This window comes from Maribellus sp. CM-23 (assembly GCF_021354595.1).
Taxonomy (GTDB): Bacteria; Bacteroidota; Bacteroidia; order Bacteroidales; family Prolixibacteraceae; genus Draconibacterium.
This window is the reverse complement of the sequence record NZ_JADWYJ010000005.1, coordinates 219,017-245,858: the sequence shown is the minus strand read 5'-3', so window position 1 is coordinate 245,858 and position 26,842 is coordinate 219,017. Positions and strand designations below refer to the sequence as shown.

The following is a 26,842-nucleotide window of genomic DNA, read 5'->3' as shown; positions in this document are numbered from 1 at the left end:
AATGGGAAAGCGCTACAGACAAGCGGCTTTCCCGGCTATCTTTTATTCCTGTTCTTTCATTCCAAGCTCCAGGCCCAGCTGTGTCATAAAACCCAACTCGTCCATAATTTCCCATTCTTCCATTATTTTTCCCTCTGCGATGCGGAAAATGGTAAACACACTTACGCTGATCTGTTTTCCCGTTGGCGGCAGTCCGTCGAGTTCGCCTGTATGGGTTCCGCTTAAGGTTATGTAGCTGGTCACCAACTCTCCTTCGGCCATTAGCTTGTTGATTTCCACATGTGTATCAGATATCGCAGCAAGGTAAGTGCCGTACACCTGTTTGTACTCTTCCATTCCGTTCATCTGCATAGAAGTGCCGTGGTACATCACATCTGCTGACAGACATTCACCCAGGGTTTCGGGACGCCGGTCGTTCCATTTGCCTTCCCAGTAGCGCTGAACAAGCATCTTGTTCTGTTCCTCCACTTTTTGTTGGGCTTTTACTGCTTCCAGTTCGGTTTCGGCTGTTTTATGACGACAGGAAGTAGCTGCCATTAAAACACATGCCAGGATCATAAAAACGATTTTTTTCATGACAGTTAATTTTTGGTTGCAACATACAAGTTACGAAACAACCACCTGGCAAACAACCAAGTAGACACTGCACCACAAGCAATCTTCAGCACGATTGACTTACTGTTCTGAAGATAAAAGATGCTTCTCCGGACTTTTCAGCACGCATCTTCCCATTACTGGCCCTGCGGTTCGGTTTTTATTTCCGCCAAAATGATTTCTGCCGGGAAAGCTTTTTTCCACTGGGAGTTCCAGCGAAGCCAAAACCTTTGCCAGCAGTTGAAGTAGGTTTTCCGGTAATGTTTCACCCTTTTCTTTTCGATTTGCTTACGGGTTGGATGGGCAGCTTCCGACCCTTTTTGGTAGTCATAGAACTCGCGCACCCGATCAAACGACCTTTCCCAGTCTTCCTTCCCAAACGTCACGGCTTTCGGGGCATCTACCTTTTTCTCATCACCCAGTATATTATCCTGAAGAATCTGGTGCATGGTTTTGATCCACTCGATTTTGATATCGACGGGCACATAATGGTTGCGGATGTAAAAAAGCTGTTTGTGAAACAAGCCCAGCATATCGCGCTTGATGGTCGCCGGAGGATTCCCCCTCTGGATCTGCCGCATGTAACAGCGAAATTCTTTGGAGCAACTCTCGATGGTGGAAAGGTACTGAGTCTTTTTACTCACCGAATAAGATACAACGGCAAACAAGGCTGCAAAAGCCATTATTCCACTGGCTATGGCAGTTAAAAACGGCCACACATGGCTGTTTCTGCATAAAAAATCGGCCTGTACGGCTGCGGTTACAAAATTCATGGTTTTTCTTTTTAGATTGGTTGATTGTTTTTTGAAAATAACGGGCTGAGTTTATCTCCCGTTGTGGTATTTATGAGTGTTCATACTCTCTTGTTGAACTTACATATTGCCTTATTGAAGATTTAGATTGCTCATTCGAACATTCATAATGCTTTTTTGAACTTTTATACTGCAATATTGAACATGCATATTGTCTTTTTGAACATTTATGTTTCTTTATTGACCATCAAGAATGCTCTTTCGAAGCTAAAGACAGGTCTTTTGAATTTATAGGATGCTCTGTTGAAAGTTTATGGAGCTCTAATGGAGAGTTAACCCGGCTGTTTGCACAACCGGGTTTATCTGTTGCAGTTAAATCTTCTGTTTTGTAAAACGCAGCTTGCCTATTTGTTTGTACTGCGGGCTCGATGCACCAAACACTGCCATTACATAACTTTTCACGGTTAGCGCTATGTCGCACAGGCCGCTTACGGGCGTGTACAACACTTCGTCGCGGGCAATGCGGGCGTTGCTTAGCGGAACGCTGGCATTGATCACTGCCGCATTCTTTGCTTTCAGGTCTTCGCCCTGCGCAGTAAGCGTCGCTACCTGCAGTTCTTCTTCGTTGGGGGCATACTGCGGAATGGCCGCCAGCAGCTGAATAAAGCGGCCGAAGTTTTCTTCGCGGCTGTCGTAGCTCATTTGCGAGCTCGACACGGTTCTAACTTCCACGGCGGGTTCTTCTCCCCCATTGGCAGGCACTGTTTTGGGTTTGGCCGAAGCCCTGGCTCCTTTGATCTTACGCGCTACGGTTAACACGCTGTCGTACACTTCGGGGGTAACGCCCGAAGCTTTCAGGAAGCTCATTACCCGTGTAACCAGCTTGCTTAAGGGAGCAAAAGCCACCTCGCGGGCGGCAACGGCGGCATTGTACGGCGCCTGTGCGGTATACACTGCATCGAGCAGGGTGCCGGCACTGGCGGCAAGCGCCTGCAACTGTGGCAGGGCAAGGGCCTCGTTCGATGGGTTGTAGGCACTTCCGTAGCCGTTTACGAACGAAATCAAATCGTTGAAGGTTGCCACGTTAATGGCGTGGCCTGATTCTGTTTTACTGGGCATAACACTTAAATTTAAAGATTAATAATGAATGTCAGGGCGGCTAAAAACCATCTGCAGGAAACGGATTCGTGTGCTGAAGGTTCCATAGCACTAACCGAAGTTGAAGTTACGGCAGCATTTTTTGTAATGCAATGTTTTACAGCAGGTAAGAGAGGAAAGCGGAGGGCAAGAAGCAGAGAGCAAAGGGAAAAAAGAAGGAAGTGAAGTATGATTGGGCTGAAGCCCGGAGGCGGTCTGGGCGCATCAACCCCAGGCTTAAGCCTGGGGTTAGTACGTATTCCTGCGAACGGGCTTTAGCCCATGACTATGGAGACTGTGTATTTTTATTGAAAGTTTTACCCTATAAGTTAAATACAATGAGCAAAGAGAGTAAAAATCTTATTTAATTAATCATGAATTCCCCATATTCTTTTTATACCTCCCTATTGATCAGTTTTATTCCTTAAATTTCTCCAAGGATAGCTAATGTCTCATTTAAATTCATTTCCTAAGTTCTTTTCAATTAACCACTCATTCAGTTCACATAAAAACCCATACTCATCTACTTTCACACTATATGAATGAAAGTTTTGATTTCGAATATATTCAAGCTTTTGCATCCAATTAGTTTTGGCTTCTTTACCTCCTCGAAGTTTTTCTTCACCCGGTTTTGTATAAAATTTTTCAAAAATTTCACTCCAGTTCTTACCATAAGTTGCAATCCGTCTATAATCAATAATATTCAAGCAATCCCATGGCTCAACCTCCTCAGACTTAGTCTTTGCTTCATAGTTTTTGTCTGACGCTCGCTGATTAGCTCCATCATAAACAGTTTTTGGTACCCCTGCCTTGAACCATGCTTCACCATAATTTTCTTCCAAGCGCATTTTGAAATCTTCCTTCATATAAGTTTCAAGATCTCGAATCATCTTAAAAGACTCTTCATTATATGTTTTTGCTTCATCTTTCCAGTATTTTGCCAAACCATTAGGATTAAATTCAGGCCGAACAGCATTAATCGATCGCTGAAGAGACCGCCAATATCTTGCACGTCCCCCTGTTCCATAACTCTTTTTAAGCTCTAACCTTTGTTCTCCCGACAAATGCTTTAAATAATCAATCAATGGATCAAGATAATAGATAGCTTCAGTAACTATATGATCAGTCTTATCGACTTTAGGATTAATTATTTTCTCTTTTACCAAATGATCTATGATGTCACTAAAAATACGAAGCAAACTCTCGATTCCAGCATTGATTGAAAGAAAGCCATCATCAGCTTCGCCTTGATTCCATTCATGTATTAAGTTCTCCTTTATGTAACTAAAGCATTCAATAATAAATGGAAAGAACTTATCATATGTGGAGTCGTTATCGCCTTTAAAAAACGTACCATCTTCCTTTATCTCTTTTTTTGAGAATTGACCGAAGAAATTACTCCTGTCAAGTCCAATCTTTATGCTATCGATCGTAATACATCTCACTGCGGTTTTTGGATTTTCACCAACAATAACTCTATCATACAATGGAGACGACTTATCTTCTCCTAAATCTTGTGCGATCTGCAGCTTTAATGCTCTTATTCGATCATTTAGATTCTCTGAATCCCATAATAAATCTGAGTTGAGTGTATTTTGCAAATTTTTTGGTACAGCTTTTTGATTTTCATTAATCTGCATAAATAGACGAACCTGATCTTTTCTATCAAGATTAATAAAAGCCACAACAGGAATTGAATTCCTGTTTTTATATTCAGAATTAGCATATCCATACAAACGATGTTGTCCATCAATAATAAATGCCGACCGATATTGTCTTGGTAAATGCAAAATGCCAATTCTCGAAAGAGCATCTTCCACCTGAGGAGATGCTTTGTCAAAACGCAGCTTCTTCTTTCCTGTACTGATATCAATAATTATAGAATTGGGAAAAATACCACCATCCTCAACAAAAGATTGAATTGCCTTCAACCTTGGTTTTTTTATCAATCTTTGATAGGTCGGCATTAACTTTTTATTTGCCTTGTTTCTATGCAGCACATAGGCAATTTTAAGTAGTTTCTCAGGCTCTATTGAAAAAGAGTAATATGTGTGACCTCCCATCTTTCCTTCAATTGCAGGAACCTGATTTTGTATTTCAGGAATCTCCTGACCCTCAAAAAGATTTCCAAGCAACTGAAATCGAGCTGATAATCCTAAATGTTTTATTAGATCTTGATAATACTGAACTGTTTCTTCATCAAAATGCAGAATCCCAAAATTATTAAGACGTTCTTTGTCTGGTTCCGACAAGTAATAATTTTTCGTTGCAAATATGAATTTGAGCTTATACTTAGATTTTGGAAATAACTTTTTTACAGCTTTATGGATCCCTTCTTTTTTTCCACCAATCGCTTCTATAGTTTCTTTAAAATTGCCTTTTTTGGGTTCTCCATTAGCAGCCTTACATTCGATAAAAAGTATTGTCTCATTGTCTGCAGCAAAAACATCAACTTGCTGTGTTAGTTTCGGATCATCAGAGTAAGGCATTCTAAAATTTCGATCCTTATTCATGTAAAAAAAACCTAGGCTAGCAATTGTAGACCATACTTCATCTTCAAAGGCCATATCGAATGCTTTGATTTTTCTCATCTTGACCGTTGTTTTATACTCCCGATCTATCTCCCAACCCAAAGTTTTAAACTTTTCAACAAGTTCAAGAGGCACACTTTCATATATGTATGGCTTCTTTCTTTTAGCTATAATACTCTTCAAACTCTTTTCGGGGACCATACCTTCCCAGAATTCTTTAACTTGCTCTTCAGTCATAGCTACTTGCTTATGTTAGTAAAAATGCATTCTGTTGTTTGTCCTCTTTCTGCGTTTGCTCCCCCAATTAAACTTGCTCGGTTTATTTTTAACACTCTATCTCCCTTATCAAATATTTCCTCTATAGTTTTGTGAGCAGCATTAGTAAGTATATAAAAGGCCTCTTTAGCTTTTATAAAATCAATCAAATCACTCAGTCTCTTCTGATCATCTAGAGAGAATAATTTTTGATTGTATTTGATAAACCCATTATCATTATGCGATACTGTGTAAGGCGGATCCAAAAAAACCAAATCTCCTTTCTGAATTCTACTTTCGACTATAGTAAAATCACCATAATCAAGGGTCGCATTCTTAAGGCGTTTGCTAACTAATCGAAGTTTTTCTGCCTCTAAAAAATCCTTAGTTCTATAACCATATGGGACATTGTACTTTCCATTTAAGTTAACTCGATATATACCATTAAATGACGTCTGATTAAGAAAAACGAACCGAGCAGCTTGTTCTAAAGGATCTTCATATCGTCTCTCTCTTATTTGGTAGTAAAATTTCTCCGTATTCTCAAAGGTTCTAAGAATATCTATAATGCCCTCTGGATTAACCTTAAGTGTAGAATATGTTTCGATCAGCTCTCTATTTAAGTCAGACAAGAAAGCTTCATTCTTAGGATAAATTGAAAGAAACATTGATGCTCCTCCCAGAAATGGCTCATGATAATTATTAAAACCATCTTTTGGCAAAATCAAATCAAGATGTTTAACAAGCCAATTTTTACCTCCTGCCCATCTTAAAAATGGTTTTATAGTATTATCAGTCTTTATAGCCACCATCCAAAATAGTTTAAATATCTTTTGAAGTTCCTGGGGTGAATAAATCTCTCGCTGCTAATCGTTTCGGGTGTCACCTAAGGTGAGGACTAATTTAACAATATTTTTTATTTGACGACGAAATACTAAATAAAAGCTGAATCCCTGGGACAATGCTTATTCAATAAAAAGTTGAGATGATAGAATCCGAAAAAAAGAAAAGAGGGGAAAGCTATGGACGCTTTTTGAAGATGATTGATAATTTACAAACCCCTAAACACAAAACCAATCATAAATACAGAAGTCGCTTTCCCCCTATTTTTTATCTCTTTTTTATCATGGACGGGAAGAGTAAAGCAAGTAACAGGCCAAAAAACCTTAGTCCCTGTTTTTCAACGAAGTAAATATTTTGTTAAGCATTTGCCTTTCTCAATCTGGGAAAAAATCGTCAAAACGAAACCGAAAAACCTCCTTTTTGCCTGCCGGATGAGTCCCCAAACAAGCTACCGGGGAGGCAAAACAAGCCGCACTTCTACTCTATTTTAATCGAGGGTAATGGCGGTCATTTCTTTTTGAAGGAGTGCGGTCATGGCGGCGGCAAGCACCAGTTTTGTATCCTCATCGAGACCCTTGTGCAGCCAGACAATGCTTTTGTTCATCCCCAGCATACCCCCGCCCAGGTACTGAATGGCGGAGAGGGTTTGTTCGCCTTCGCGAAACTGGTAACCACGCGCCGGGAGCATTTGCCCGCGTTTGCCCTCTTGCTCCGAAGTGGCCGATACAATCAGGATCTTTCGCTGCCCGTTGGTCAGCACAGCGCCACCGGGTTCGTCCGATTCGGTGCCCACCGACTTTTTCATAAACAGCAGCCAAAGCCGGGTGGTGTCGTTGTTCAGGATAATGGATGCCGAGAAATTATGCTCCGCCAGTTGCAGTTCGTCGTCACCCAGGTAAAACCCCGAGAAAAGCTCCAGACTGTTTTTGAGTTGCACCTTTACATCGGTCGCCGCATTAACGCGGGCGGTGTTCGATTTGCCGTCGCCGAGGGTAAACGAGAACTTGTTGCGGGTAGTGCTCTCTTCGCGCGTGCCCCAGAAATTTGATTTCCCGTGCGAGGTGGTCCAGCCGTTTTTGCTTTCGGTTACCGCGTACTCCCCAAATTTGTATTTGGCAACTTTCCCCATGGTTTGTACGCCGATCTTTACTTTCAACGGGTCCGAATTATCGGCCAGGTCCTGATCAATCACCACGTTTTTCTGGGCCGAAGCCCCGAGAACAATCATTGCCAGCATGAACAGTAAAATGGTTTTCATAGCTACCTCCTTTTAAAAGTGTTGCCTGCTTTCGGGAGATAAAAGTTACGGCGAAAAAACGGTTTTTGCCTTCCGCCCGGAGTTCTTTGCAGGGCCGCACCCACGTCACCCAAAAAAGAAAGGCCGGTATTCCAACAAGGGAAGCCCGGCCATTTCGCACTGTTTGCTGTTTAATGCTATTTCCTGTTTAACCGTTCCAATAATGTTCGTCAGTTTTTCCTGCCGGAGGCCTTCATCTTTGCCTTGACGCAAAGACGAAGCAACCCCGAGCACTCGGGGCTAGGCTGATTTTTGTGTTTACTATTTGTGTCATGACAAATAGTAAAATCCGGCTGATAAGCCAACGGTTGGTAATGGTTTAATTATTTCTCTTCTTTCTGTTTCTGTTCTACTTCTACGTTTACTTTTACTTCGTCGCCTTCACGGGATTTGCGGATCACGATCTTCTTGCCGTCTTTTTCGATCACTTTCACATCTTCGCTCATTTCTTCCACGTGAATTTGTTTGCCGTCTTCAATGATCTCCACTTTACCGTCGTCGCCTGCAATTACCTTAATGGTTTTGGCTTTGTGCGGCAGTCCGCTGTGCATCATCATCGGCGCCCCGGGAATCATGATCTCCTCGTGCACTTCTATTGCTTCGCCCGATGGCTTTTCACGGATGATCGTAATCTTTTCACGGCCGTCTTTTAGTTCTTTTTTCTCAAACGAAATGATCCCTGGATCGCTCAGATCAATCACATTTCCGTTGGCACTGCTGCGCATCATCATCATTTTAGGCCCCGCGAAAGGAGCGCCCATCAGGTTGTTGCCACCTTTACTGGTCCATTCCATAAGCTCTTTGTCATCGCCCGAAGCAATCATTTTCACCTTGTACTGCCGGGCGGAATCGTCGTTGCAGGTGAACGAAAACATTTTAGGGAGCGAAAGATCGCCAGCCTTGCTTATAAATAGCTTATGAATGGAATCGGTATCAAAGTCGAAGTCAAAATCCATGTCGGAGTCGAACACAAACTTTCCTTCTTTGGCTATCCACTGCATTTCCTTTCCTTCGCCAATGGTATCGCCGTTCCACACAAAAACCTCCCCGGCTTTTAGTACCGTATCGAGCTGGGTTTTATTTCCCTTGTCGTCGATTTTTGTCAGTTGAATGTGTTTTTTTCCGCGGGGCGGGTCCTGTGGCATTTCCCCGATTGAAATAGCCGAGGTCAATAAAGCTGCCAGGGCCAAAATTCCGCTTGCCGATAAAATGTTCTTCATGTTGTTATTTTTTGAATTGTTTTTCTGCAAACAAAGATAGATGGAAGGCTGCCTACCAATCAGTTAAAGCCTGGTTAAACTCTGTTAAGGAAAAGTTAAAACCGGTTTTTGCCCTGCTCAAATAACTATATTTGAAACATGAACAAAAAATTATTTACCGGACTGATTGTGTTGATGGGGATTTCCATTTTAGGGATTATTGCCGTTCAGCTGGTTTGGATGAACCAGGCTATCCGGGTAAAAAATGAAATGTTCGGGCGGAGTGTGAACGAAGCGCTGATCCGCACGGTAAACCGCCTGGAAGATGTCCAGAACCTGGGCATTGTAAACGAAATGATATTTTCGGACGACTCGGTATTCCGCATGCCGCCCCATGCTACCACCCTCAATATGAATTTTGATGTGGACACCGAGTTTGAGTGGCAAAGCCAACCCGAATCGGTAAAAGTAGTTACCCGCACAGCCCCCCGGCCTTCCGGAAAACCGATTCAGATCATCCGGCAGGTAAGCCCCGACAAAAAGAACGCGCTGATTGAAATAAAAACGAAAAGCGACTCGACCCAAAGCACGCAAACATTTTCGTACAACGTAAGCACGGTGTCGTCGACCAGCAACCATGTGGTGATTGCCGGGAACAACACCCGCTCGAATGCCACGGTGTTTGTGAGGCAGGACACCCTTTTTACCGATATGGATTCGCTGTATACGATCAGCGCCCTAAAAATCGACTCGCTGCTTACCGACCTGGATACCTTTAAGATATTGCGTCCCGATCTTTCCCAGCGTATTCATTTTAAAGCCGGCAGCCTGAAAAAACTGGCCAACCGGATGGTAACCGAAGTGTCGACATGGGATGTGCGGAAAATTGACGCGCAACTGGTTTCCGAAACCCTCAAAAAAGAGCTGGAAGAAAGCAGTATTCCGCTTGATTTTGAGTTTGCGATCCTCCGCGACAGCATTGCTGAGTTTCCCCTTGCGGTGAGCGACTCGGCCGCCGTGGTTCAATCGGGCTTCCAGGTAGAGCTTTACCCCAACGATATTTTTCAGAAGAACCTGAAACTGGCGGTTAGCTTCCCCGGGAAAAGCGGGTTTATTTACCGCTCGCTTAACTGGCTGCTGGTGGCTTCGTTCCTGTTTTCGTTGTTTATCCTCACCACCTTTGCACTGAGCATTTTTTACATTTTGCGGCAAAAGAAGATTTCGGAAATGAAATCGGATTTTATCAATAACATGACCCACGAATTTAAGACGCCGATTGCCACCATTTCGGTAGCCACCGACTCGATCACCAACGAAAAAGTGCTGGGCGACGCGGAACGTATCCGGTATTTTGCGGGCATGATCAAAAAGGAAAACAACCGGATGAACCGGCAGGTGGAAGATATACTGACGATTGCCCGGCTCGACCGGAAGGACTTTGAATTTAACTGGGAAGCGATTGATGTGCACGAACTGATCAAAGATGCGGTGCAGGGAATTATTCTGCAAGTGGAAAAGCGGGGCGGCAAAATCGACCTCGACCTGCAGGCTCCCAACCCGATGATCACCACCGACCGGAATCATTGTACCAACGTGGTGTACAACCTCATCGATAATGCCAATAAATACTCAGCCGATGCGCCGGAAATTAAAGTGCGGACACGTAACCAGCCCAACGGGGTTTTGGTTTCGGTGGAAGACAAAGGGATTGGGATGAGCAAAACGGTACAGTCGAAAATATTTGAGCGCTTTTACCGGCAAACCAGTGGCAATATTCACAACGTAAAAGGTTTCGGACTGGGTCTCAGCTATGTAAAAGCGGTACTGGAGGCCAACCGCGGAAACATCGGCGTTCAGAGCGAACCCGGGAAAGGAAGCAAATTTGATGTATTTTTACCTTTTGTGAGGGAGTAAAACCTCCTTATCGAAGTTCGTGTAGTAACTGAAATGAAGTCAATCTTTGCAAATTATTATATTGACCCCTCCTAACCTCCCCCAAGAGGAGGGATTTCCCCTTCGGAGAACTAAGGGGCCAAAGAATGAGAAGTTAACAATGACAACAAAACAACACATATTCCTGGTAGAAGACGACCTCAGCTTTGGGGCGGTGTTAAAATCTTATCTCGAAATCAACGACTACACAGTTACGTGGGTGGACGACGGAAAATACGCAGTGGAGAGATTCCGGGCCGGCGAATACCAGATTGCCATTTTGGATGTGATGCTCCCCAACATCGACGGTTTTACCATTGCCGCCGAAATCCGGAAACTAAACAAGGACATTCCCCTGGTTTTTCTGACGGCCAAAACGCTGAAAGAAGACATTTTGAAAGGCTACAATGCCGGGGCCGACGACTACATTACCAAGCCTTTTGACACCGAGGTGCTGCTGTGCAAAATTCAGGCGATCATTAAACGGCAGTCCGTGGAGACCCCTCCCGATCGTCCGTTTTTCACCATAGGTTCGTACGAATTTGACGCCCGTTTGCGCACCATCAGCCGCGACCACGAACAACAAAAGCTCTCGCCCAAAGAAGCTGATCTGCTAAAGCTGCTTTGCCAGAATAAAAACGAATTGCTAAGCCGCGAAACAGCCCTTCGGAAAATCTGGGGCGACGATGGCTACTTTACGGCCCGCAGCATGGATGTTTTTATTACCAAACTCCGGAAATACCTGAAAGACGACCCCAACATCGAAATCCGCAACATTCACGGAAGCGGGTTTATGCTGGAGGAGAAATAGTTATCTCCCCTTTCTTATTTTTATTTCAAAACTTCTGATTGTATCTTTCGGAAAAAACAGCTTATGATTATCGAAAACCGAATTGCTGTAATTACGGGAGCAGGCAAAGGGATTGGAGAAGCCATCGCCTATGGACTGTCGGAGATGAGCTATCAAACCGTGCTGATTGGGCGAAACCCCAAAAACCTCGAAAAAGTAGCTGCCGAAATCGTGAACAACGGAGGGCTGGCACCGGTCATCTTTCTGCTGGATGTTACCGACACTCCTAAAATGAAGGAAACCATACAATCTGTTATTGCACAGTTTGGCCGGATCGATGTACTGGTCAACAATGCCGGCGTGTATTTCGATGGTACACTCGAGCTCGAGGAAAGTGAATTTCAGGCGATGCTGAACACCAATCTTACGGCACAATTCACCCTTACAAAAGAAGTGGTCCCGTGGATGGAGCACCAGCGAAGCGGCTACATTTTTAACATTGCTTCGCGTTCGGGAAAAGTAGGATACGCAGGCAGCGGTGGCTATTGCGCCTCCAAATTCGGAATGCTGGGGCTTAATGAATCGTTGTACCACGAACTTACGCCCAAAGGCATAAAAGTAACCGCTCTTTGTCCGGGCTGGGTAAATACGCAAATGGCTTTCGACGCGGGAACTCCCTTAAAAGCTGAAGAAATGATCCAACCGGAAGATCTTTTTAAGACCATTCGGTATCTGCTCCAACTTTCACCCACTGCGATTGTAAAGGAAGTGGTTATTGAAGCCCCTTCGGGAATTCGTTAACACATTAAAACGAAGTCAAAAAATGAAATCTTCAAGAAGAAATTTTATGAAGTCAATGCTGGCTGTTCCTTTTGCAGCATCAGGATTGCAGGTATTGGCCACAGAAATGCCCTCTGTTTGGAGTAAGTTGGGACATAAATTTAAAATCAGCCTGAACTTATATTCATTTAACAAGCTTCTCATGGACAAAAAGATAGATTTGTTTGATGTCCTTGACTTTTGTGCGGAACATAATTTTGATGCCATCGACCCAACAGGCTACTATTTCCCAGGCTATCCCGATGTTCCGAGCGATGAGTTTATGATGAAATTTAAGAAACAGGCTTTTCTGTTGGGCCTTGATATCAGCGGAACCGGCGTAAGGAATGATTTTGCCAATCCGGATGAAAATAGCCGGGAAGCCGATGTTGTCATGATAAAAAAATGGGTTGAGGCTGCCGCAAAAATGGGAATCCCCAACGTTCGTGTTTTTGCCGGAACAAACCAACACTTAGGTTACTCGCGTAATCAGGTTTTTGAATGGATGGCTAAGGACCTGAAAACCTGCTGCGATTTTGCGAAGCAGTATGGAGTGATCATCGCGATTCAAAATCACAACGATTTTATAAAAACAGCGGCCGATGTTGATCGTATTTTTGAGATGGTTGATTCTGAATGGCTGGGGTTAAACCTTGATATTGGTAGTTACCGGCAACATGATCCTTTTGAAGAAATTCAGAAAAATATAAAATATGCTGTCACCTGGCAGATCAAAGAAAATATGTGGATGGACGGCAAGGAAACGCCCACCGATTTTAAAAAGCTTTTTAAAATAATCAAAGATAACGGCTACCGGGGTTATTTGCCTTTGGAAACATTGGGAGAAGGCGATCCATACAAAAAAGTGCCTGCATTGTTGGAAAAGGTAAACAATACAACAACTTTGACATGGATAAAATAAAGGTTCCTTTTTATGAAATGAGGTCAGAGTTTAAGCGCATTTTGTTGGACCATCATTTTTCAGAACCCCGTGCCGGTAAGTGTGCACAAATTTTTGCCACAAACAGCCTCGAGGGAATATACTCACACGGAGTTTACCGTTTTCCGCGTTTTGTTGAAAACGTACAAAAAGGTTTTGTGAAACCGGATGCTGAGCCCGAAAAAACGAATGCTGCCGGAGCCATCGAACAATGGAACGGAAATCTTGGGCCCGGTCCGTTAAATGCGGAGTTTTGTACCAATCGCGCCATGGAACTGGCCACCGAAAACGGCATTGGCTGTGTGGCCATTGCCAACACCAACCACTGGATGCGCGGCGGCACTTATGGCTGGCAGGCAGCACAAAAAGGAAAGATTTTTATTGGCTGGACCAACACCGAAGGCAACATGCCGGCCTGGGGAGCCAAAGACAGCCGCCTGGGAAATAATCCGCTTGTGCTGGCCGTTCCTTTTGGCGATGAAGCCATTGTTCTTGACTTTGCCATGACGCAATTCTCGTACGGGAAGATGGAAGCCGCAAAAATAGAAGGGACCTTGTTACCCTTTCCGGGAGGATTCAATAAAAACGATGAATTGACAACATCGCCAGACGAAATACTGGAAAGCAAACGAGGCTTGCCCATCGGCTACTGGAAAGGAGCGGGCTTGTCCTTGCTCCTGGACATATTGGCCACCGTTTTATCGGCAGGACTCGCCACCAAAGACATTACCCGCAAGGAAGCTGAATACGGGGTTTCGCAGGTTTTTATTTGTATCGACTTAAAAAAACTGCACAATTACCCCGCAATCGACCAAAGCATTTCAGCTATTATCGATGATTTTAAAGCCTCCCTCCCCATTGACGCTAACCAACAGATTAAGTTTCCCGGAGAAAGAGTTATAAGCACCCGAAATGAGAATTTGAAACAGGGAATTCCGGTGGACAAATCTACTTGGGAAAAGATTTTACGGATGTGATGATGGGTAAGTCAGGCTCTTTCATTCTAACTACCAGCCCTTGCACCCCCAGCAAACGCATCTCCCAAATATCAAAGACTTCTATCACTTGATGGTATCACACAAGTTTTTATCTTTACCGCATAACCGTGATACTTTATATCTCAATTAAAAAACTTGGGGGTCACAGCTGATTGGCTTTGATAAAAATGAAGACGGAACCAAAAAAAGTCCAACCCGGAATTAACCTTTTCATTTACTGACAGTCAAAGTCCTTGTCGGCTCCTCGGGGCTTATTTGCAGACATAAACTGACTAAATTTATCGACGTGGGCACAAAAAAAGTTTTCCGACTGATCCTTTCAGTCATCATTTTGCTATTTCTTGCCGGGATAATTCTATACCCGAAGCTTAAACCGTTGTTAAGCAAACACAATGAAGATGGCCCTGCCCGGGGATTTGCAGGCATGCGTGGCGGCATACAGAAAACCTTTGCCAGCGGGTATGTTATCGTTCCGCAGGAAATGAGCGAGCTCATCATCAGCACAGGTTCGCTGTTGCCCGACGAAGAAGTGGAGCTATCGTTTGAAACCTCGGGAAAAGTGGTGGGTATCTTTTTCGAAGAAGGAACGCGGGTGAAAAAGGGTGATTTGCTGGCAAAAATAAACGACCGGCCGCTTCAAGCCCAGTTGTTAAAGTTGCAGGCTCAGCAAAAACTTTTAAAGGAAAAGGAGTTCAGGCAACGGCAATTGCTCGACCGCGATGCCATCAGCCGCGAAAGCTACGACCAGATTTCCACCGAACTGCAATCAGTAGAAGCTGACATTATGCTGATTGAGGCCCGGATTGCAGAAACCGAACTGCGTGCTCCGTTCGACGGCGTGGTTGGTTTGCGTTTTATCAGCGAGGGAGCCTATGCCGGCACCCAAACCAAAATCATCCGACTGGTAAAAATAAGCCCACTCAAAATTGAATTCTCCGTAAACGAACGGTATTCGGGTGAGATTGCCCCGGGATTTCCGATCACTTTCCAATTCCCTGACAGTCCTGAAAAATTCAATGCAAATGTTTATGCCGTAGATCCAAAGGTGAACATCGAAACCCGGACCATCACGGTAAGAGCCCGGTATCCCAATAAAAAGGAAGAGCTAAAGCCCGGTCGTTCGGTTAAAGTCGCTGCGTTGTTGTCGAAAATCGAAAATGCCATTGCCATTCCCACAGAAGCGGTAATTGCCGAAATGTCGGGAGAAAAAGTATTTGTGCTAAAAAACGGAAAAGCAGAACAGCGAAATGTGGTAATTGGCTTGCGCACCGAATCGCAGATACAGATCAGGGAAGGGCTGGAATTTGGTGATACGCTGCTTACGACCGCTATTTTGCAGTTGCGCGAAAACCTGCCGGTCCAGTTGGATACTTTGTTTACTAACCAGTAATTCCTGAATCATGAGTTTATCTTCGGTAAGTATAAAACGCCCGGTACTGGCCACCGTTTTTTCGCTGGTCATTCTCCTGTTTGGGGCAATCGGGATGACCTACCTTGGGGTGCGCGAATTCCCGAGTGTCGATCCGCCGCTGATCTCGGTAAGCACCTCGTACCCGGGAGCCAACTCCGATGTTATCGAAACACAGATCACCGAACCGCTTGAACAGTCCATTAACGGTATTCCGGGTATTCGCACCCTGACCAGCCGAAGCAGCCAGGGACGCAGCTGGATTTCGGTTGAATTTGAATTGACCGTTGACCTGGAAACTGCGGCCAACGACGTACGCGACAAGGTTTCGCAAGCCCAGCGTTTCCTGCCCCGCGACTGCGACCCTCCTACTGTTTCAAAAGCTGATGCCGATGCCAGCCCCATTATGTTTATTGCCGTTCAGAGTCCGAAGCGTTCGCTGCTCGAACTGTCCGAGATTGCCGAACTAACTTTTAAAGAACAGTTGCAAACCATTTCGGGAGTCAGCTCCATTGCCATTTGGGGAGAAAAGAGATATGCCATGCGTATCTGGCTCGATCCGGCCAAACTTGCGGGCTACCAGATGACGCCCCTGGATGTTCGCAATGCCATTCTTCGCGAGAATGTGGAGTTACCTGCCGGCAGCGTGGAAGGAAACACCACCGAGCTGACGATCCGCACCCTCGGATTGATGAAGACACCCGAGGAATTCAACAACCTCATTCTCAAACAAACCGGGGACCTTTCGATCCGGATCCGCGACATTGGCCGAGCAGAACTGGGTCCCGAAGATCTGAGGGGAATCATGAAAATGAACGGTATCCCGATGGTCGGTACCGTTGTTGTTCCGCAACCCGGCGCCAATCATATCGATATTGCAGACGAAGTATACGAGCGTCTTGAATACATCAAAAAAGACCTACCCGATGATGTGGGTATTGAAATCGGTTTTGACAATACACAATACATCCGCACTTCCATTTCTGAAGTGCAAAGTACCATCTACCTCGCATTTTTCCTGGTGGTGGTAATCATCTTTGCCTTTTTACGCGACTGGCGCACAACCGTCCTACCGATTCTTGTTATCCCGGTTTCGCTGGTGGGTGTGTTTTTCATTATGTACATGGCCGGATTCACCATAAATGTACTCACCCTCCTGGCCATTGTATTGTCCATCGGGCTTGTGGTTGACGATGCCATCATTATGATGGAAAATATTTATGTGAAGATAGAGCAGGGAATGAAACCGCTTGATGCAGGAATAGCGGGTGCCAACGAGATTTTTTTCGCGATCATTGCCACCACCATTACGCTCATTGCCGTGTTTTTCCCCATCGTATTTCTGGAAGGCATGACCGGCAGACTATTCCGCGAATTCAGTATTGTTATTGCCGGAGCCGTAGGCATCTCTTCCTTTGTTGCCCTGACTTTTACGCCCATGCTTTCAACCAAAATACTGAAAACAAGGAAAAAAAGAAGCAAGGCCTACATGTGGACCGAAAAATTCTTTGTTAAACTCAATAGCGCCTATAAAAGCTCGCTCGATACTTTTCTGAAACGCAGGTATCTTTCGCCTCTTGTGCTTGTGGCAGCGCTGGGATTGATTTTTACATTGTGGAAAGTCATTCCGTCGGAAATGGCACCGCTGGAAGACCGCTCTCAACTGAATATTAACATTACAACGCCGGAAGGTTCGACCTATGAGTTCAACCAGGCTTATACCGAAGAAGTGACCGCGCTTGTGGAACGCACTGTTCCCGAGCGCGACAAGGTTACCTCCATGGTCAGGGGCAGCCGTGCCTTTGTACGAGTGGTTCTGATTCCACCCTCCGAAAGACAGAGAACACAACAGGAAATTGCCAGTCAGTTATCAGCCGCTCTGCGGAAAATGACCAAAGCAAGAGCCAGCGTAATTCAGCAATCAACCTTTGGCGGACGACGTGCGGGACTGCCCATTCAGTATGTTTTACAGGCGCCCAACATTGATCAGTTGCGAAAAATCCTGCCCCAATTCATGGCCCGGGTTCACGATAACCCCACCTTCGAAATGGCGGATGTTGACCTGAAATTCACCAAACCTGAACTACAGATTGAAATTGACCGCGACAAAGCTAACCTGCTGGGTGTTTCAACGCAAAACATCGGGCAAACACTTCAGCTGGCATTGAGTGGCCAACGTTTTGGCTATTTCATCATGAACGGAAAGCAATACCAAATTTTGGGTGAAATTGCCCGCCAGGACCGAAACAAGCCGCTTGACTTGAAATCATTGTACGTGCGCAACAACACCGGACAAATGATACAGCTCGATAATTTTGTCAGCCTGAAAGAAGAGACTGCTCCTCCGCAATTGTACCGCTACAACCGCTTTGTGTCGGCAACAGTTTCGGCAGGTCTGGCACAGGGAAGAACCATCAGCGAAGGTCTGGCTGAAATGGACCTGATTGCAGCCGATGTGCTCGACGATTCGTTCAGAACTGCCCTTGCCGGCGACTCCAAAGACTTTACTGAAAGTTCTTCCAGCTTGATGTTTGCTTTTCTTCTGGCCATTGTCCTGATTTTCCTGGTTCTTTCAGCCCAGTTCGAAAGCTTCAAGGATCCGGTAATCGTAATGATGACTGTTCCGCTGGCACTTACCGGGGCCATGATTTTTATGTGGTATTTCAATATTACAATGAATATATTCAGCCAGATCGGGATCATCATGCTGATCGGTCTGGTCTCGAAGAACGGAATTCTGATTGTGGAATTTGCCAACCAGCGCAAACTGGCTGGCATGAGCAAGCTCGACGCCATTCGTTATGCATCGGCAGCCCGGTTCCGCCCCATCCTGATGACCAGTTTATCGACCGTTCTCGGCATTCTTCCACTGGCCATCGGTCTTGGCGAAGGTGCGCAAAGCCGCGTTGCCATGGGTATTGCCGTTGTAGGCGGGTTAACCATTTCCACTTTCCTTACCCTTTACGTGGTTCCGGGAATCTATCTTTTTATCTCAAGTGAAACAAAAAACATTCATGATGAATCGGTTCAAGTACAAAAAATCGAATCTTCCGAAAATAAGTAACATACTGCTTGCCATCGCGCTTCTTGCTGCCCCGTTTTTTACCGGTGCGCAGGAAGTTTACGACCTGAACCGGTGCATTGTAACCGGGCTGGAACGGAATTTTTCCATCAAAATAGCGCGCAACCAGGAACAACTGGCGGAGAATAATTATACAAAAGGAAATGCCGGTTTCCTGCCTTATGTAACTTCAACCAATCGTTTCGGAGGCACGCTGAATAACACAAATCAGTCGCTTGCAACAGGCGCTGACAATGTGAACAAGGGCGTTCATAACATGAGCGGTTCTGCCAATGTAAACCTTGATGTAACTCTTTTCAGGGGCTTCAATGTACAAACCACCTACGAAAAGCTGAATCAGCTAAAGCAAATGGGCGGGCTCAACACACGGATGAACATGGAAAACCTGATTGCCAAAATCATTTCCGAATATTATTTGTATGTGCAACAGCTGAACCTGAACAAGAACCTCGTTTATGCTGTGGAGCTTTCCCGCGAGCGGGTACGAATCGACGAAGCACGTTACCTGCTCGGCTCTTCCTCGAAACTTGAATTATTGCAATCGATGGTTTACCTGAATGCCGACAGTTCAAGGCTGGCCAACCAAAACGAAGCAATTATAGCATCGCAGGTAAGGCTTAAAAAGCTAATGTCGGTAGAAAGGCTGGAAGATGAACTTGTTGTAAAAGACAGCGCCATCCAGATCAACAACAACTTGCAATACCAGGCGCTGCTCGATCAAATGCTTGGCAACAATACCAGCCTGCTGATAGCTGCCAAAGACCAAGTGATCTCGGAACTTGATTACAAGATCATCGCTTCACGTGCTTATCCCTACTTAAATGCTTCTACCGGGTACAATTTTTCGCACAGCAACTACGGTACGGGCTCCGTCAAAAATCAAACAGTGAACGGGCTGAATTACGGACTGACGCTCGGGATCGATATTTTTGACGGATTCACCAGAAAGTTGGAAAAAACAAATGCCCGGTTAAACATCGAAAAACAACAATACCAATATCAGCAGGTAGAACAGGAAGTAAAAGCCGACCTCCTTACCATTTACTATTCGTATGAAAACAACCTAAAGCTTTTGCAACTCGAAAAACAAAACCTCGACGTGGCAAAGGAGAACCTGGAAATTGCGCTGGAACGTTACAAACTGGGTGACCTCTCGGGGCTCGAACTGCGCGAGGTACAGAAAAGCCTTCTTGACGCAGAAGAACGGCTGATTTCTATCCAGTATCTTACCAAGGTGGCGGAGATTTCGCTTCAGCAAATAGCGGGAAACATTATGGTTTACTACCAGTAAAAATACAGGCAAACGCATACAATACCTTAGCGGTACAAGCATCTCTCAGGCATAAAGTATTTTCTCCAATCCGGGGATTATACCTTCAATGCGTTACCTTTCCGGCTCATTTAGAAGTTTCCTATTAAAAATCACACCTATGCTTAAAAGAAATGCTAAATTTGCAAGCTCGTTTAAGGAAAGCGGAAAACATAGATGCATGTACTTGAATTTGATACGGTTGTAATAGGAAGTGGACTGGCCGGCCTTTCGGCAGCTTATCACTCGTCTGAATTTGGAAAAGTTGCCATTGTAACAAAATCGCAGCTCGACACGAGTAATTCTTATTACGCACAGGGCGGTATTGCAGCCGCCATCTCGAAAGACGATTCTCCGGAAAAACATTTACACGACACCCTGGTAACCGGGCGCGGACTTTGCGACCGCGATGCCGTTGAAATATTGGTGAACGAAGGCCGCGACCGCGTGCTGGAGCTCATCGAACTGGGCATGCCATTCGATCGCGAAGGAAAAGATTTTGTACTCGGACTTGAAGGCGGACATTCGAAACGCCGGATCCTGCATGCCGGCGGCGATGCTACCGGCAAAGCACTTACCTGTTTTAAACTGGAGCTTGTTCAGGCCAAAAAGAACATTGAATCGTTTGAATATGTGACGGCTATCAAGCTGCTCATCCAGGAAAACCGAATCCAGGGCGTACATGCCTACGATTTCAAAACCGGCGAAAACATTGTTTTCAAATCGAAAGCCGTGATTATGGCTACCGGCGGAATGTCGCGGATTTTTGCGCGTTCCACCAATCCGCATACGGCTACCGGCGACGGAGTTGCGCTGGCGTATGAAGCAGGTGCACAAATCTCTGACATTGAGTTTATTCAATTTCATCCTTCTGCGCTTTACATTCCCAACCAGGAAGCTTACCTGATCAGTGAGGCAGTGCGTGGCGAAGGCGCTTGGTTGCTTAACAATAAAGGCGAACGGTTTATGAAAGACATTCATCCGCTGGCCGAACTCGCACCGCGCGATGTGGTTGCTTACAGCATTTTCAGACAAATTCAGAAATCGGGGGATAAATTTATTTACCTGTCGTTGAAACACCTCGACAAGGAAAAGATCAGAAAACGCTTTCACAACATCAATCTGCACCTGAAAGAATTTGGGTTCGATATTACCGAAGACCTTCTTCCGATTGCGCCCGCAGCCCACTACATGGTGGGTGGAGTGCGCACCAACCTCGACGCTGAAACCAACATTTCAGGGTTGTTTGTTTGCGGAGAACTGGCATCAACCGGGGTGATGGGTGCGAACCGACTAGCAAGCAATTCGCTGCTCGAATGTCTGGTGTTTGGAAAAAGAGCCAGTGAGAAAGCCGCAAAAATCAAAACCTCTGCCAGCGACATTGAGTTGCCAAAGCCGGTTTATGTGGACGAAGCCAATGAAGAAACCTTCCTGATTTACCGCAACAATCTGGCAGAAATTATGTCTGACAACCTGGGAATTGTTCGAAACAGAACGGGTTTGGAAGATGCGGTTCGACAGTTAGCCGAAATTACCGAGCAATTCAAAAACGAAACAAACGAATACAATCTACTTAAAATCCGAAACGAAGCAGCGATTTGCCAACTGGTAGCAAAGGCTGCATTAATCAGGGAGGAAAGCCGTGGTGGGCACATCAGGGAAGACTTTCAACATGAGAATCCGGATTTTAAAGTACACAGCATACAAGAAAAAAACAAAGAAATTCATTTCGAACCTGTTAGAGAATAAAGGTTATGATGGACGAAAAAACATTGCGTTCGGCCGAGGTACTTTTTGACCTGGCTTACGCAGAAGACATAGGCGACGGAGATATTACCACCAACAATTTAATTGATCCGGAAGAAACAAAAACCGCCCGTTTTGTGGCAAAAGAGGCCGGTGTTATTGCGGGGCTTCCAGTGGCAGAAATGGTATTCAGAAAGTTTGATAAAAACCTGGAATGGAATGCCCTAAAACCCGATGGAAGCGAAGTGGTTCCCGGCGACATCATCGCTGAGTTTAAAGGAAACTACCGCGCACTGCTTACCGGAGAACGCAAGGCACTCAACTTTTTGCAACGACTTTCAGGGATTGCAAGCTATGCGCATCTCTGCATGAAGGAAATTGAAGGCACCAAAGTAGAGATCCTTGATACCCGGAAAACACTGCCGGGCTATCGTTACCTCGACAAATATGCCGTTCGGATGGGAGGCGCTTCCAACCACCGTTTTGGCTTGTACGACATGGTGATGATCAAAGACAACCACATCCAGGTAGCCGGAGGAATTACCAACGCTGTGAATGCCATTCGTAAACGCATTCCGAAAAGCATCAAGATAGAAGTTGAAACCACCACCATCGAACAGGTAAAGGAAGCGCTGGCTGCCGATGTTGACATCATCATGCTCGACAATATGAGCACCGACCAGATGAAGGAGTGTGTGAAAATCATCGACCGCCGGGCGAAAATTGAAGCTTCGGGCAACATGACCATCAAGCGGATCCAGAAAGTGGCACACACTGGAGTAGATTATATTTCGATCGGAGCGTTGACCCACTCGGTTAAAGCACTTGATATCAGCCAACGCATCATCGACTAAATGAACCTGGTAATAGACATCGGAAATACACGCACCAAGTTTGCCGTTTTTAACCGGGGAGAAGTATTAATCACTGTCCCGGTTGATGAGTTTTTGCCCTCACACATCGATGTTTTGCAACAAGAACATCCCAGTCTTACGAAGGTAATGCTTTCTACTGTGAAGGATTATTCTCCGGAACTTAAACACGCACTGCAAACCCGTTTCGAGACATTTATCGAACTGGATGCAAATACTCCGCTTCCGATTGAAAATTGTTACCAGACAAAAGAAACACTTGGCAAAGACAGGATTGCCGCCGTTGTTGGCGCATTTGATCTTTACCCGAATAACAATGTGCTTGTTATCGATGCCGGAACAGCCATCACCTACGACTTGCTGACAGCAGAAGGAAAATACCTTGGAGGAAACATTTCGCCCGGAATTGAAATGCGTTTTAAAGCGCTACATCAGTTTACAGGGAAATTACCCTATGCCGGTAAAGCAGAACAGAATAAGCTGTATGGAACAAGCACAATTGAGGCAATCAGGGCAGGAGTTCAGAACGGAACTGTATATGAAGTAGATACAACAATTACATTGTTTAAAGAATTTTATAAAAATTTAAAGGTTATTATCACAGGCGGCGATGCTGAATTTTTTGATAACAAATTAAAAAATTCTTTCTTTGTACACTTTAATTTAACCAGCTTGGGTTTAAACCGCATTTTAGAACATAATGGCGAGTAATAGCAGAGTACTTATATTGATTGCCGGACTGATAATGGTCCCGGCTATGTTATTTGCACAGTTTAACAACAATACCTCGTCACCATATTCGAGGTATGGGCTGGGAGACCTGCAATCATACAGTTTTGGGAGAACATCAGCAATGGGAGGCGCAGCACTTGCCAGCAGGTATGCACTTCAGGTAAATAATGCCAACCCGGCTTCCTACACGGCAACCGACTCGTTGAACTTTCTTTTTGAGTTTGGCTTGAAGGGAGATTTTTCGCGTTATACAAGCGAAATCAGTAAAATGAATACAAGCGACATCAATTTCAATTATTTCTCGATGAGCTTTCGTATCAACCGTTGGATGGCCACCAGTCTTGGTATAACCCCCTATTCAAACGTAGGATACCAGATCGAGGTCAACGAAGATATTGAAAACACCGGTGCAGCCCGTACCATTTATTATGGAACAGGAACCATTTCTGATGCATACTGGGGGCTGGCCATTCAGCCGTTCAAAAACCTGTCGGTGGGAATGAACCTGAACTACCGCTTTGGTAAAGTGAGCCGGAATTCGGAACTCACGTTTGCGTACTCCGATCTGTACCTTTTGCAACGTTACTCGCAGCTGCGGGTTGCTGACTTTGGACTTGAATTCGGAGCGCAATTTATTCTCCCAATGAAAGAAGACAAACAACTGGTACTTGCCGGCGTATTTGAAAGCAAGCCAACCTATACTACGTTTGAATCCGATATAGTATTAAAGAATATTGTTTACGCACAACAAGGAGATCAGGACACGCTCTTTAGTAAAGAAGAAGAAAAAGGAAAGATTGTATTTCCAACCACCATCGGACTTGGTGTTTCCTTCTCTAAAAAGAATGTTTACGAGATTAATGCCGACTACTATCGCCAGGGCTGGGCTGATGCAACTATTATGGGTGAAAAAAGCGCTTTTCTTTCAGATTTAAATAAATTTGCACTCGGAGCAGAGTGGATACCCGATAAGTTTTCCATCCGTAATGCATGGAAAAGGGTTGCTTACAGGGCAGGTATCAAATACGAACAAACATACCATTCGCTCAACAACCATCAGATTAATGACTTTGGCATAAGTTTTGGGCTAGGCTTACCGATATACCGTTCTAACTCTACCATTAATATATCGGCAGAGTTTGGAAAGAGAGGTACGACGAAATATAATTTAGTGCGCGAAAATTATGCGAAATTCAACTTAAGTGCCAATTTGCACGACTTGTGGTTTATGTCGCGAAAAATTGATTAGAGAAATTAAACTGAAAAAATAAAAAACTATTATGAAAGCTTTGTTACGCATAACACTCTTTTACGCTTTAATGGTGATAACCGGCATCACCGTTGCGCAAGCACAAAGAGTTTTGAAAGGTACGGTTTATATGGATGGAAAACCGGCCGCCGGAATTACCGTTGAAGCCCAAAGAGGTGGGATGATGATGACCAGCTTTGATGGAAAATACGAAGTGGAAGCCGATGCTAAAACCAAATGGATCCGATTCACCTTTATCGACGATAAAAAAACCCTTGATATCGAAGGAAAATCAGGCGATGTTTTTGATTTTGCATTTACCGGAGAATTACCATCAGGTGAAGCTGGTGACGACAATGGCGCAGGAGGTGAAGTAAACCTCGGTACTGCCGATGATTTGATTAAAGCCGGTGATGAAACCTTCAGAACAGAGTATTCATTGTACCTTGAGTTTTACAAGCAGAAAGATTATAAATCGGCCAAACCACACTGGCAGGTGCTTTACAACCAGTATCCAAAGTCAACCGAAAATATCTATATCCAGGGAGCTAAAATGTGGGAAGATTTTATTGAAAAAGCGACCACAAAAGAAGACAGGCTTAAACTGATCAACGAGTATATGAAAATATACGACAAAAGGATCAAGTATTTTGGTGACAGAGGATATGTTCTTGGACGTAAAGGTGCAGCCTGGCTTACCTACCGGTACAAACTGAGCACCGATAAAGGCGAGGCTCCCGAAGGAGATGAACTGATCCAGGTTTACAAGTCGGGATATGAGTGGCTGAGTGAGTCAATCAAATTACAGGGTGCAGAAACAGAGCCAACTGTTTTGGTATTGTTTATGCAAACCACTGTAGCACTGTTCAAACTTGGCGAGCTTCCAAAAGAGCAGGTAGTTTTAAACTATGAAACAACCACTAAAGTTGCCAACGAGATTGTTGCCGCCAACAAAGATGAGCAAAACGTAAAACTGGTTAAGGAAACTGTTCTTCCGTTTTCAGAAGAGATTTTTGGAAAATCTGGTGCTGCTGACTGTGAAGTTCTTGAAAAAATATATTTAGCTGACTTTGACGCCAACAAAGATGACATTGATTATATCAAAACTATGTTACGCCGTTTGGGTAAAGCCAACTGTACTGAATCAGAACTTTTTGCACAGGCAACAGAAAGACTTTACGAACTGGATCCATCAGCAGAAGCAGCATTCAATATGGCACGTCGTCTGATCAAGAAGGGTGATATTGCCAAAGCAAAAGAATACTACAAAATGGCAATGGAACAGGAAACCGACAAGGAACTGCTCGCATCATACTACCTGCAATACGGCCAGGTGTTGTATTCTGAAAGTGCTTATTCAGAAGCCCGTTCGTATGCACGTAAAGTATTGGAAATACAATCCGACAACTGTGAAGCTAATATGTTGATTGGAAATATCTACGTTGCATCAAGCCGTTCTTTCGAAGGCAAAAGCGTTGAAAAAGCGGCCATATTCTGGGTAGCTTGCGATTACTACGAAAAAGCACGTCGTAGCGAAGATTGCTCGATTGACGCTGCACAAAAAATTGCTGAGTACAAAAAGTACTTCCCAAATAAAGAAGAAGCCTTTATGGAAGGTCTTCAGGCTGGGGCAACCTACAAAGTTGGAGGATGGATTAATGAAAACACAAGAGTTAGATTCTAATTTGTATCTACTCATAAAAAGATATTGTATTGCAGTTCTCCTGGTGGGGGCTGCAATACTTTTCTATGCCTGTGAGGACAACGAAATAGCCAAAATCAAAACGATTGAATCGACGAACCTGCCCATACTGGAAGCTTCAAATTTTGAAACACTGGTTACGGACTCCGGACGGATAAAATCTCTAGTAAGAGCCCCTAAATTACTTCGTTTCGAGAATGAGGGAAAGACCTACACTGAGTTCCCGGAAGGCGTCAATATAATTAACTACGATACCAATAAGAAAATTACCTCCAGCATTACGGCCAACTACGCCAAAGAATTCCTGAAAGATCAGAGCTGGGAGGCAAAAAACAATGTAGTTGTTACCAATGCCAAGGGAGATACGCTTAAAACCGAGCACCTGATCTGGGACAAAAAAGCAGGGAAAATACATACCGAAGAATTTGTACGGATTATCAGTGAAGACAGAATATTGACCGGCGATGGACTGATTTCGGACCAGGAGATGAAAAACACAAAGATTTTGAATCCCAAGGGAGAAATTTACGTTTCGGTGAACAACACCGGTACACCAGCGACAGCTCCGGTAGTAAACGATACATCAAAAACGAAGGAAGTAGAAATACCCAAACAAGATTCGAACAGGGTATTGCAATTTAAGTAAACGTTTAAA

General features: G+C 44.6%; 21 protein-coding genes. 14 read left to right on the top strand and 7 right to left on the bottom strand.

The genetic code is table 11. From position 1 onward, the window contains the following. Window positions 1–42: 42 nt before the first annotated feature. The 7 genes from INQ51_RS17455 to INQ51_RS17425 all read right to left on the bottom strand — a co-directional run bounded on the left by INQ51_RS17455 (window position 43) and on the right by INQ51_RS17425 (window position 8,629). Window positions 43–576 (bottom strand): ester cyclase, encoded by a 534-nt coding sequence (locus tag INQ51_RS17455; protein WP_233379235.1) that lies wholly within the window; start codon window positions 574–576, stop codon window positions 43–45. Between the two features lie 155 nt (window positions 577–731). After that, complete coding sequence (locus tag INQ51_RS17450; protein WP_233379234.1) at window positions 732–1,367, bottom strand: hypothetical protein; 636 nt, start codon at window positions 1,365–1,367, stop codon at window positions 732–734. A gap of 351 nt (window positions 1,368–1,718) precedes the next feature. Then, entirely contained in the window at window positions 1,719–2,465 is a 747-nt protein-coding gene (locus INQ51_RS17445; protein WP_233379233.1) for a hypothetical protein, read from the bottom strand. 470 nt (window positions 2,466–2,935) lie between these two features. Then, the gene (locus INQ51_RS17440) at window positions 2,936–5,251 is read right to left on the bottom strand and encodes a DGQHR domain-containing protein (RefSeq protein ID WP_233379232.1); all 2,316 of its coding nucleotides are present in this window, start codon (window positions 5,249–5,251) and stop codon (window positions 2,936–2,938) included. A 2-nt stretch (window positions 5,252–5,253) separates the two neighbouring features. Next, window positions 5,254–6,081, bottom strand: coding sequence for a DNA adenine methylase (locus tag INQ51_RS17435; RefSeq protein ID WP_233379231.1), 828 nt, complete (start codon window positions 6,079–6,081; stop codon window positions 5,254–5,256). A 518-nt stretch (window positions 6,082–6,599) separates the two neighbouring features. Further along, window positions 6,600–7,370 carry a hypothetical protein gene (locus tag INQ51_RS17430; RefSeq protein ID WP_233379230.1) on the bottom strand — a complete coding sequence of 257 codons (771 nt, stop codon included), beginning with the start codon at window positions 7,368–7,370 and terminating at the stop codon, window positions 6,600–6,602. A 362-nt stretch (window positions 7,371–7,732) separates the two neighbouring features. After that, on the bottom strand, window positions 7,733–8,629 hold the full coding sequence (locus INQ51_RS17425; protein ID WP_233379229.1) for a hypothetical protein: 897 nt from the start codon (window positions 8,627–8,629) through the stop codon (window positions 7,733–7,735). 138 nt (window positions 8,630–8,767) lie between these two features. Here INQ51_RS17425 and INQ51_RS17420 point away from each other — a divergent pair, with 138 nt between their 5' ends. From INQ51_RS17420 to lptC, 14 genes are all read left to right on the top strand, one after another. After that, on the top strand, window positions 8,768–10,522 hold the full coding sequence (locus INQ51_RS17420; protein ID WP_233379228.1) for a sensor histidine kinase: 1,755 nt from the start codon (window positions 8,768–8,770) through the stop codon (window positions 10,520–10,522). A 139-nt stretch (window positions 10,523–10,661) separates the two neighbouring features. After that, window positions 10,662–11,351: a response regulator transcription factor gene (locus INQ51_RS17415; RefSeq protein WP_233379227.1), complete on the top strand. Its 690-nt coding sequence runs from the start codon at window positions 10,662–10,664 to the stop codon at window positions 11,349–11,351. Window positions 11,352–11,414: 63 nt separating this feature from the next. Further along, window positions 11,415–12,131 (top strand): SDR family oxidoreductase, encoded by a 717-nt coding sequence (locus INQ51_RS17410; RefSeq protein WP_233379226.1) that lies wholly within the window; start codon window positions 11,415–11,417, stop codon window positions 12,129–12,131. A gap of 46 nt (window positions 12,132–12,177) precedes the next feature. Then, window positions 12,178–13,071: a sugar phosphate isomerase/epimerase family protein gene (locus INQ51_RS17405; RefSeq protein WP_233379225.1), complete on the top strand. Its 894-nt coding sequence runs from the start codon at window positions 12,178–12,180 to the stop codon at window positions 13,069–13,071. After that, entirely contained in the window at window positions 13,059–14,066 is a 1,008-nt protein-coding gene (gene yiaK / locus INQ51_RS17400) for a 3-dehydro-L-gulonate 2-dehydrogenase (RefSeq protein WP_233379224.1), read from the top strand. Before INQ51_RS17405 ends, yiaK begins: the two co-directional genes overlap by 13 nt. Before the next feature lie 307 nt (window positions 14,067–14,373). After that, entirely contained in the window at window positions 14,374–15,477 is a 1,104-nt protein-coding gene (locus INQ51_RS17395) for an efflux RND transporter periplasmic adaptor subunit (protein ID WP_233379223.1), read from the top strand. 10 nt (window positions 15,478–15,487) lie between these two features. Then, window positions 15,488–18,559 (top strand): efflux RND transporter permease subunit, encoded by a 3,072-nt coding sequence (locus INQ51_RS17390; protein ID WP_233379222.1) that lies wholly within the window; start codon window positions 15,488–15,490, stop codon window positions 18,557–18,559. Next, the gene (locus INQ51_RS17385) at window positions 18,513–19,868 is read left to right on the top strand and encodes a TolC family protein (protein ID WP_233379221.1); all 1,356 of its coding nucleotides are present in this window, start codon (window positions 18,513–18,515) and stop codon (window positions 19,866–19,868) included. The genes INQ51_RS17390 and INQ51_RS17385 overlap by 47 nt, the downstream gene beginning before the upstream one ends. Window positions 19,869–20,063: 195 nt before the next feature. Further along, the gene (gene nadB, locus INQ51_RS17380) at window positions 20,064–21,635 is read left to right on the top strand and encodes an L-aspartate oxidase (RefSeq protein ID WP_233379220.1); all 1,572 of its coding nucleotides are present in this window, start codon (window positions 20,064–20,066) and stop codon (window positions 21,633–21,635) included. 5 nt (window positions 21,636–21,640) lie between these two features. After that, window positions 21,641–22,486 (top strand): carboxylating nicotinate-nucleotide diphosphorylase, encoded by an 846-nt coding sequence (gene nadC / locus INQ51_RS17375; protein WP_233379219.1) that lies wholly within the window; start codon window positions 21,641–21,643, stop codon window positions 22,484–22,486. Then, window positions 22,487–23,215 (top strand): type III pantothenate kinase, encoded by a 729-nt coding sequence (locus INQ51_RS17370; RefSeq protein ID WP_233379218.1) that lies wholly within the window; start codon window positions 22,487–22,489, stop codon window positions 23,213–23,215. After that, on the top strand, window positions 23,205–24,485 hold the full coding sequence (locus tag INQ51_RS17365) for a hypothetical protein (protein ID WP_233379217.1): 1,281 nt from the start codon (window positions 23,205–23,207) through the stop codon (window positions 24,483–24,485). The genes INQ51_RS17370 and INQ51_RS17365 overlap by 11 nt, the downstream gene beginning before the upstream one ends. A gap of 31 nt (window positions 24,486–24,516) precedes the next feature. Beyond that, complete coding sequence (locus INQ51_RS17360) at window positions 24,517–26,169, top strand: tetratricopeptide repeat protein (protein WP_233379216.1); 1,653 nt, start codon at window positions 24,517–24,519, stop codon at window positions 26,167–26,169. Next, a complete protein-coding gene (gene lptC / locus INQ51_RS17355) occupies window positions 26,144–26,833 on the top strand; it encodes an LPS export ABC transporter periplasmic protein LptC (protein WP_233379215.1) in 690 nt (229 codons plus the stop codon). Before INQ51_RS17360 ends, lptC begins: the two co-directional genes overlap by 26 nt. The last annotated feature ends 9 nt before the right edge of the window (window positions 26,834–26,842 follow it).

Bases quoted from the DNA above. Each gene is read 5' to 3' on its own strand.
- INQ51_RS17455 (WP_233379235.1), bottom strand. From the start codon at position 576: ATGAAAAAAATCGTTTTTATGATCCTGGCATGTGTTTTAATGGCAGCT.
- INQ51_RS17450 (WP_233379234.1), bottom strand. From the start codon at position 1,367: ATGAATTTTGTAACCGCAGCCGTACAGGCCGATTTTTTATGCAGAAAC.
- INQ51_RS17445 (WP_233379233.1), bottom strand. From the start codon at position 2,465: ATGCCCAGTAAAACAGAATCAGGCCACGCCATTAACGTGGCAACCTTC.
- INQ51_RS17440 (WP_233379232.1), bottom strand. From the start codon at position 5,251: ATGACTGAAGAGCAAGTTAAAGAATTCTGGGAAGGTATGGTCCCCGAA.
- INQ51_RS17435 (WP_233379231.1), bottom strand. From the start codon at position 6,081: ATGGTGGCTATAAAGACTGATAATACTATAAAACCATTTTTAAGATGG.
- INQ51_RS17430 (WP_233379230.1), bottom strand. From the start codon at position 7,370: ATGAAAACCATTTTACTGTTCATGCTGGCAATGATTGTTCTCGGGGCT.
- INQ51_RS17425 (WP_233379229.1), bottom strand. From the start codon at position 8,629: ATGAAGAACATTTTATCGGCAAGCGGAATTTTGGCCCTGGCAGCTTTA.
- INQ51_RS17420 (WP_233379228.1), top strand. From the start codon at position 8,768: ATGAACAAAAAATTATTTACCGGACTGATTGTGTTGATGGGGATTTCC.
- INQ51_RS17415 (WP_233379227.1), top strand. From the start codon at position 10,662: ATGACAACAAAACAACACATATTCCTGGTAGAAGACGACCTCAGCTTT.
- INQ51_RS17410 (WP_233379226.1), top strand. From the start codon at position 11,415: ATGATTATCGAAAACCGAATTGCTGTAATTACGGGAGCAGGCAAAGGG.
- INQ51_RS17405 (WP_233379225.1), top strand. From the start codon at position 12,178: ATGAAGTCAATGCTGGCTGTTCCTTTTGCAGCATCAGGATTGCAGGTA.
- yiaK (WP_233379224.1), top strand. From the start codon at position 13,059: ATGGATAAAATAAAGGTTCCTTTTTATGAAATGAGGTCAGAGTTTAAG.
- INQ51_RS17390 (WP_233379222.1), top strand. From the start codon at position 15,488: ATGAGTTTATCTTCGGTAAGTATAAAACGCCCGGTACTGGCCACCGTT.
- INQ51_RS17385 (WP_233379221.1), top strand. From the start codon at position 18,513: ATGAATCGGTTCAAGTACAAAAAATCGAATCTTCCGAAAATAAGTAAC.
- nadB (WP_233379220.1), top strand. From the start codon at position 20,064: ATGCATGTACTTGAATTTGATACGGTTGTAATAGGAAGTGGACTGGCC.
- nadC (WP_233379219.1), top strand. From the start codon at position 21,641: ATGATGGACGAAAAAACATTGCGTTCGGCCGAGGTACTTTTTGACCTG.
- INQ51_RS17370 (WP_233379218.1), top strand. From the start codon at position 22,487: ATGAACCTGGTAATAGACATCGGAAATACACGCACCAAGTTTGCCGTT.
- INQ51_RS17365 (WP_233379217.1), top strand. From the start codon at position 23,205: ATGGCGAGTAATAGCAGAGTACTTATATTGATTGCCGGACTGATAATG.
- INQ51_RS17360 (WP_233379216.1), top strand. From the start codon at position 24,517: ATGAAAGCTTTGTTACGCATAACACTCTTTTACGCTTTAATGGTGATA.
- lptC (WP_233379215.1), top strand. From the start codon at position 26,144: ATGAAAACACAAGAGTTAGATTCTAATTTGTATCTACTCATAAAAAGA.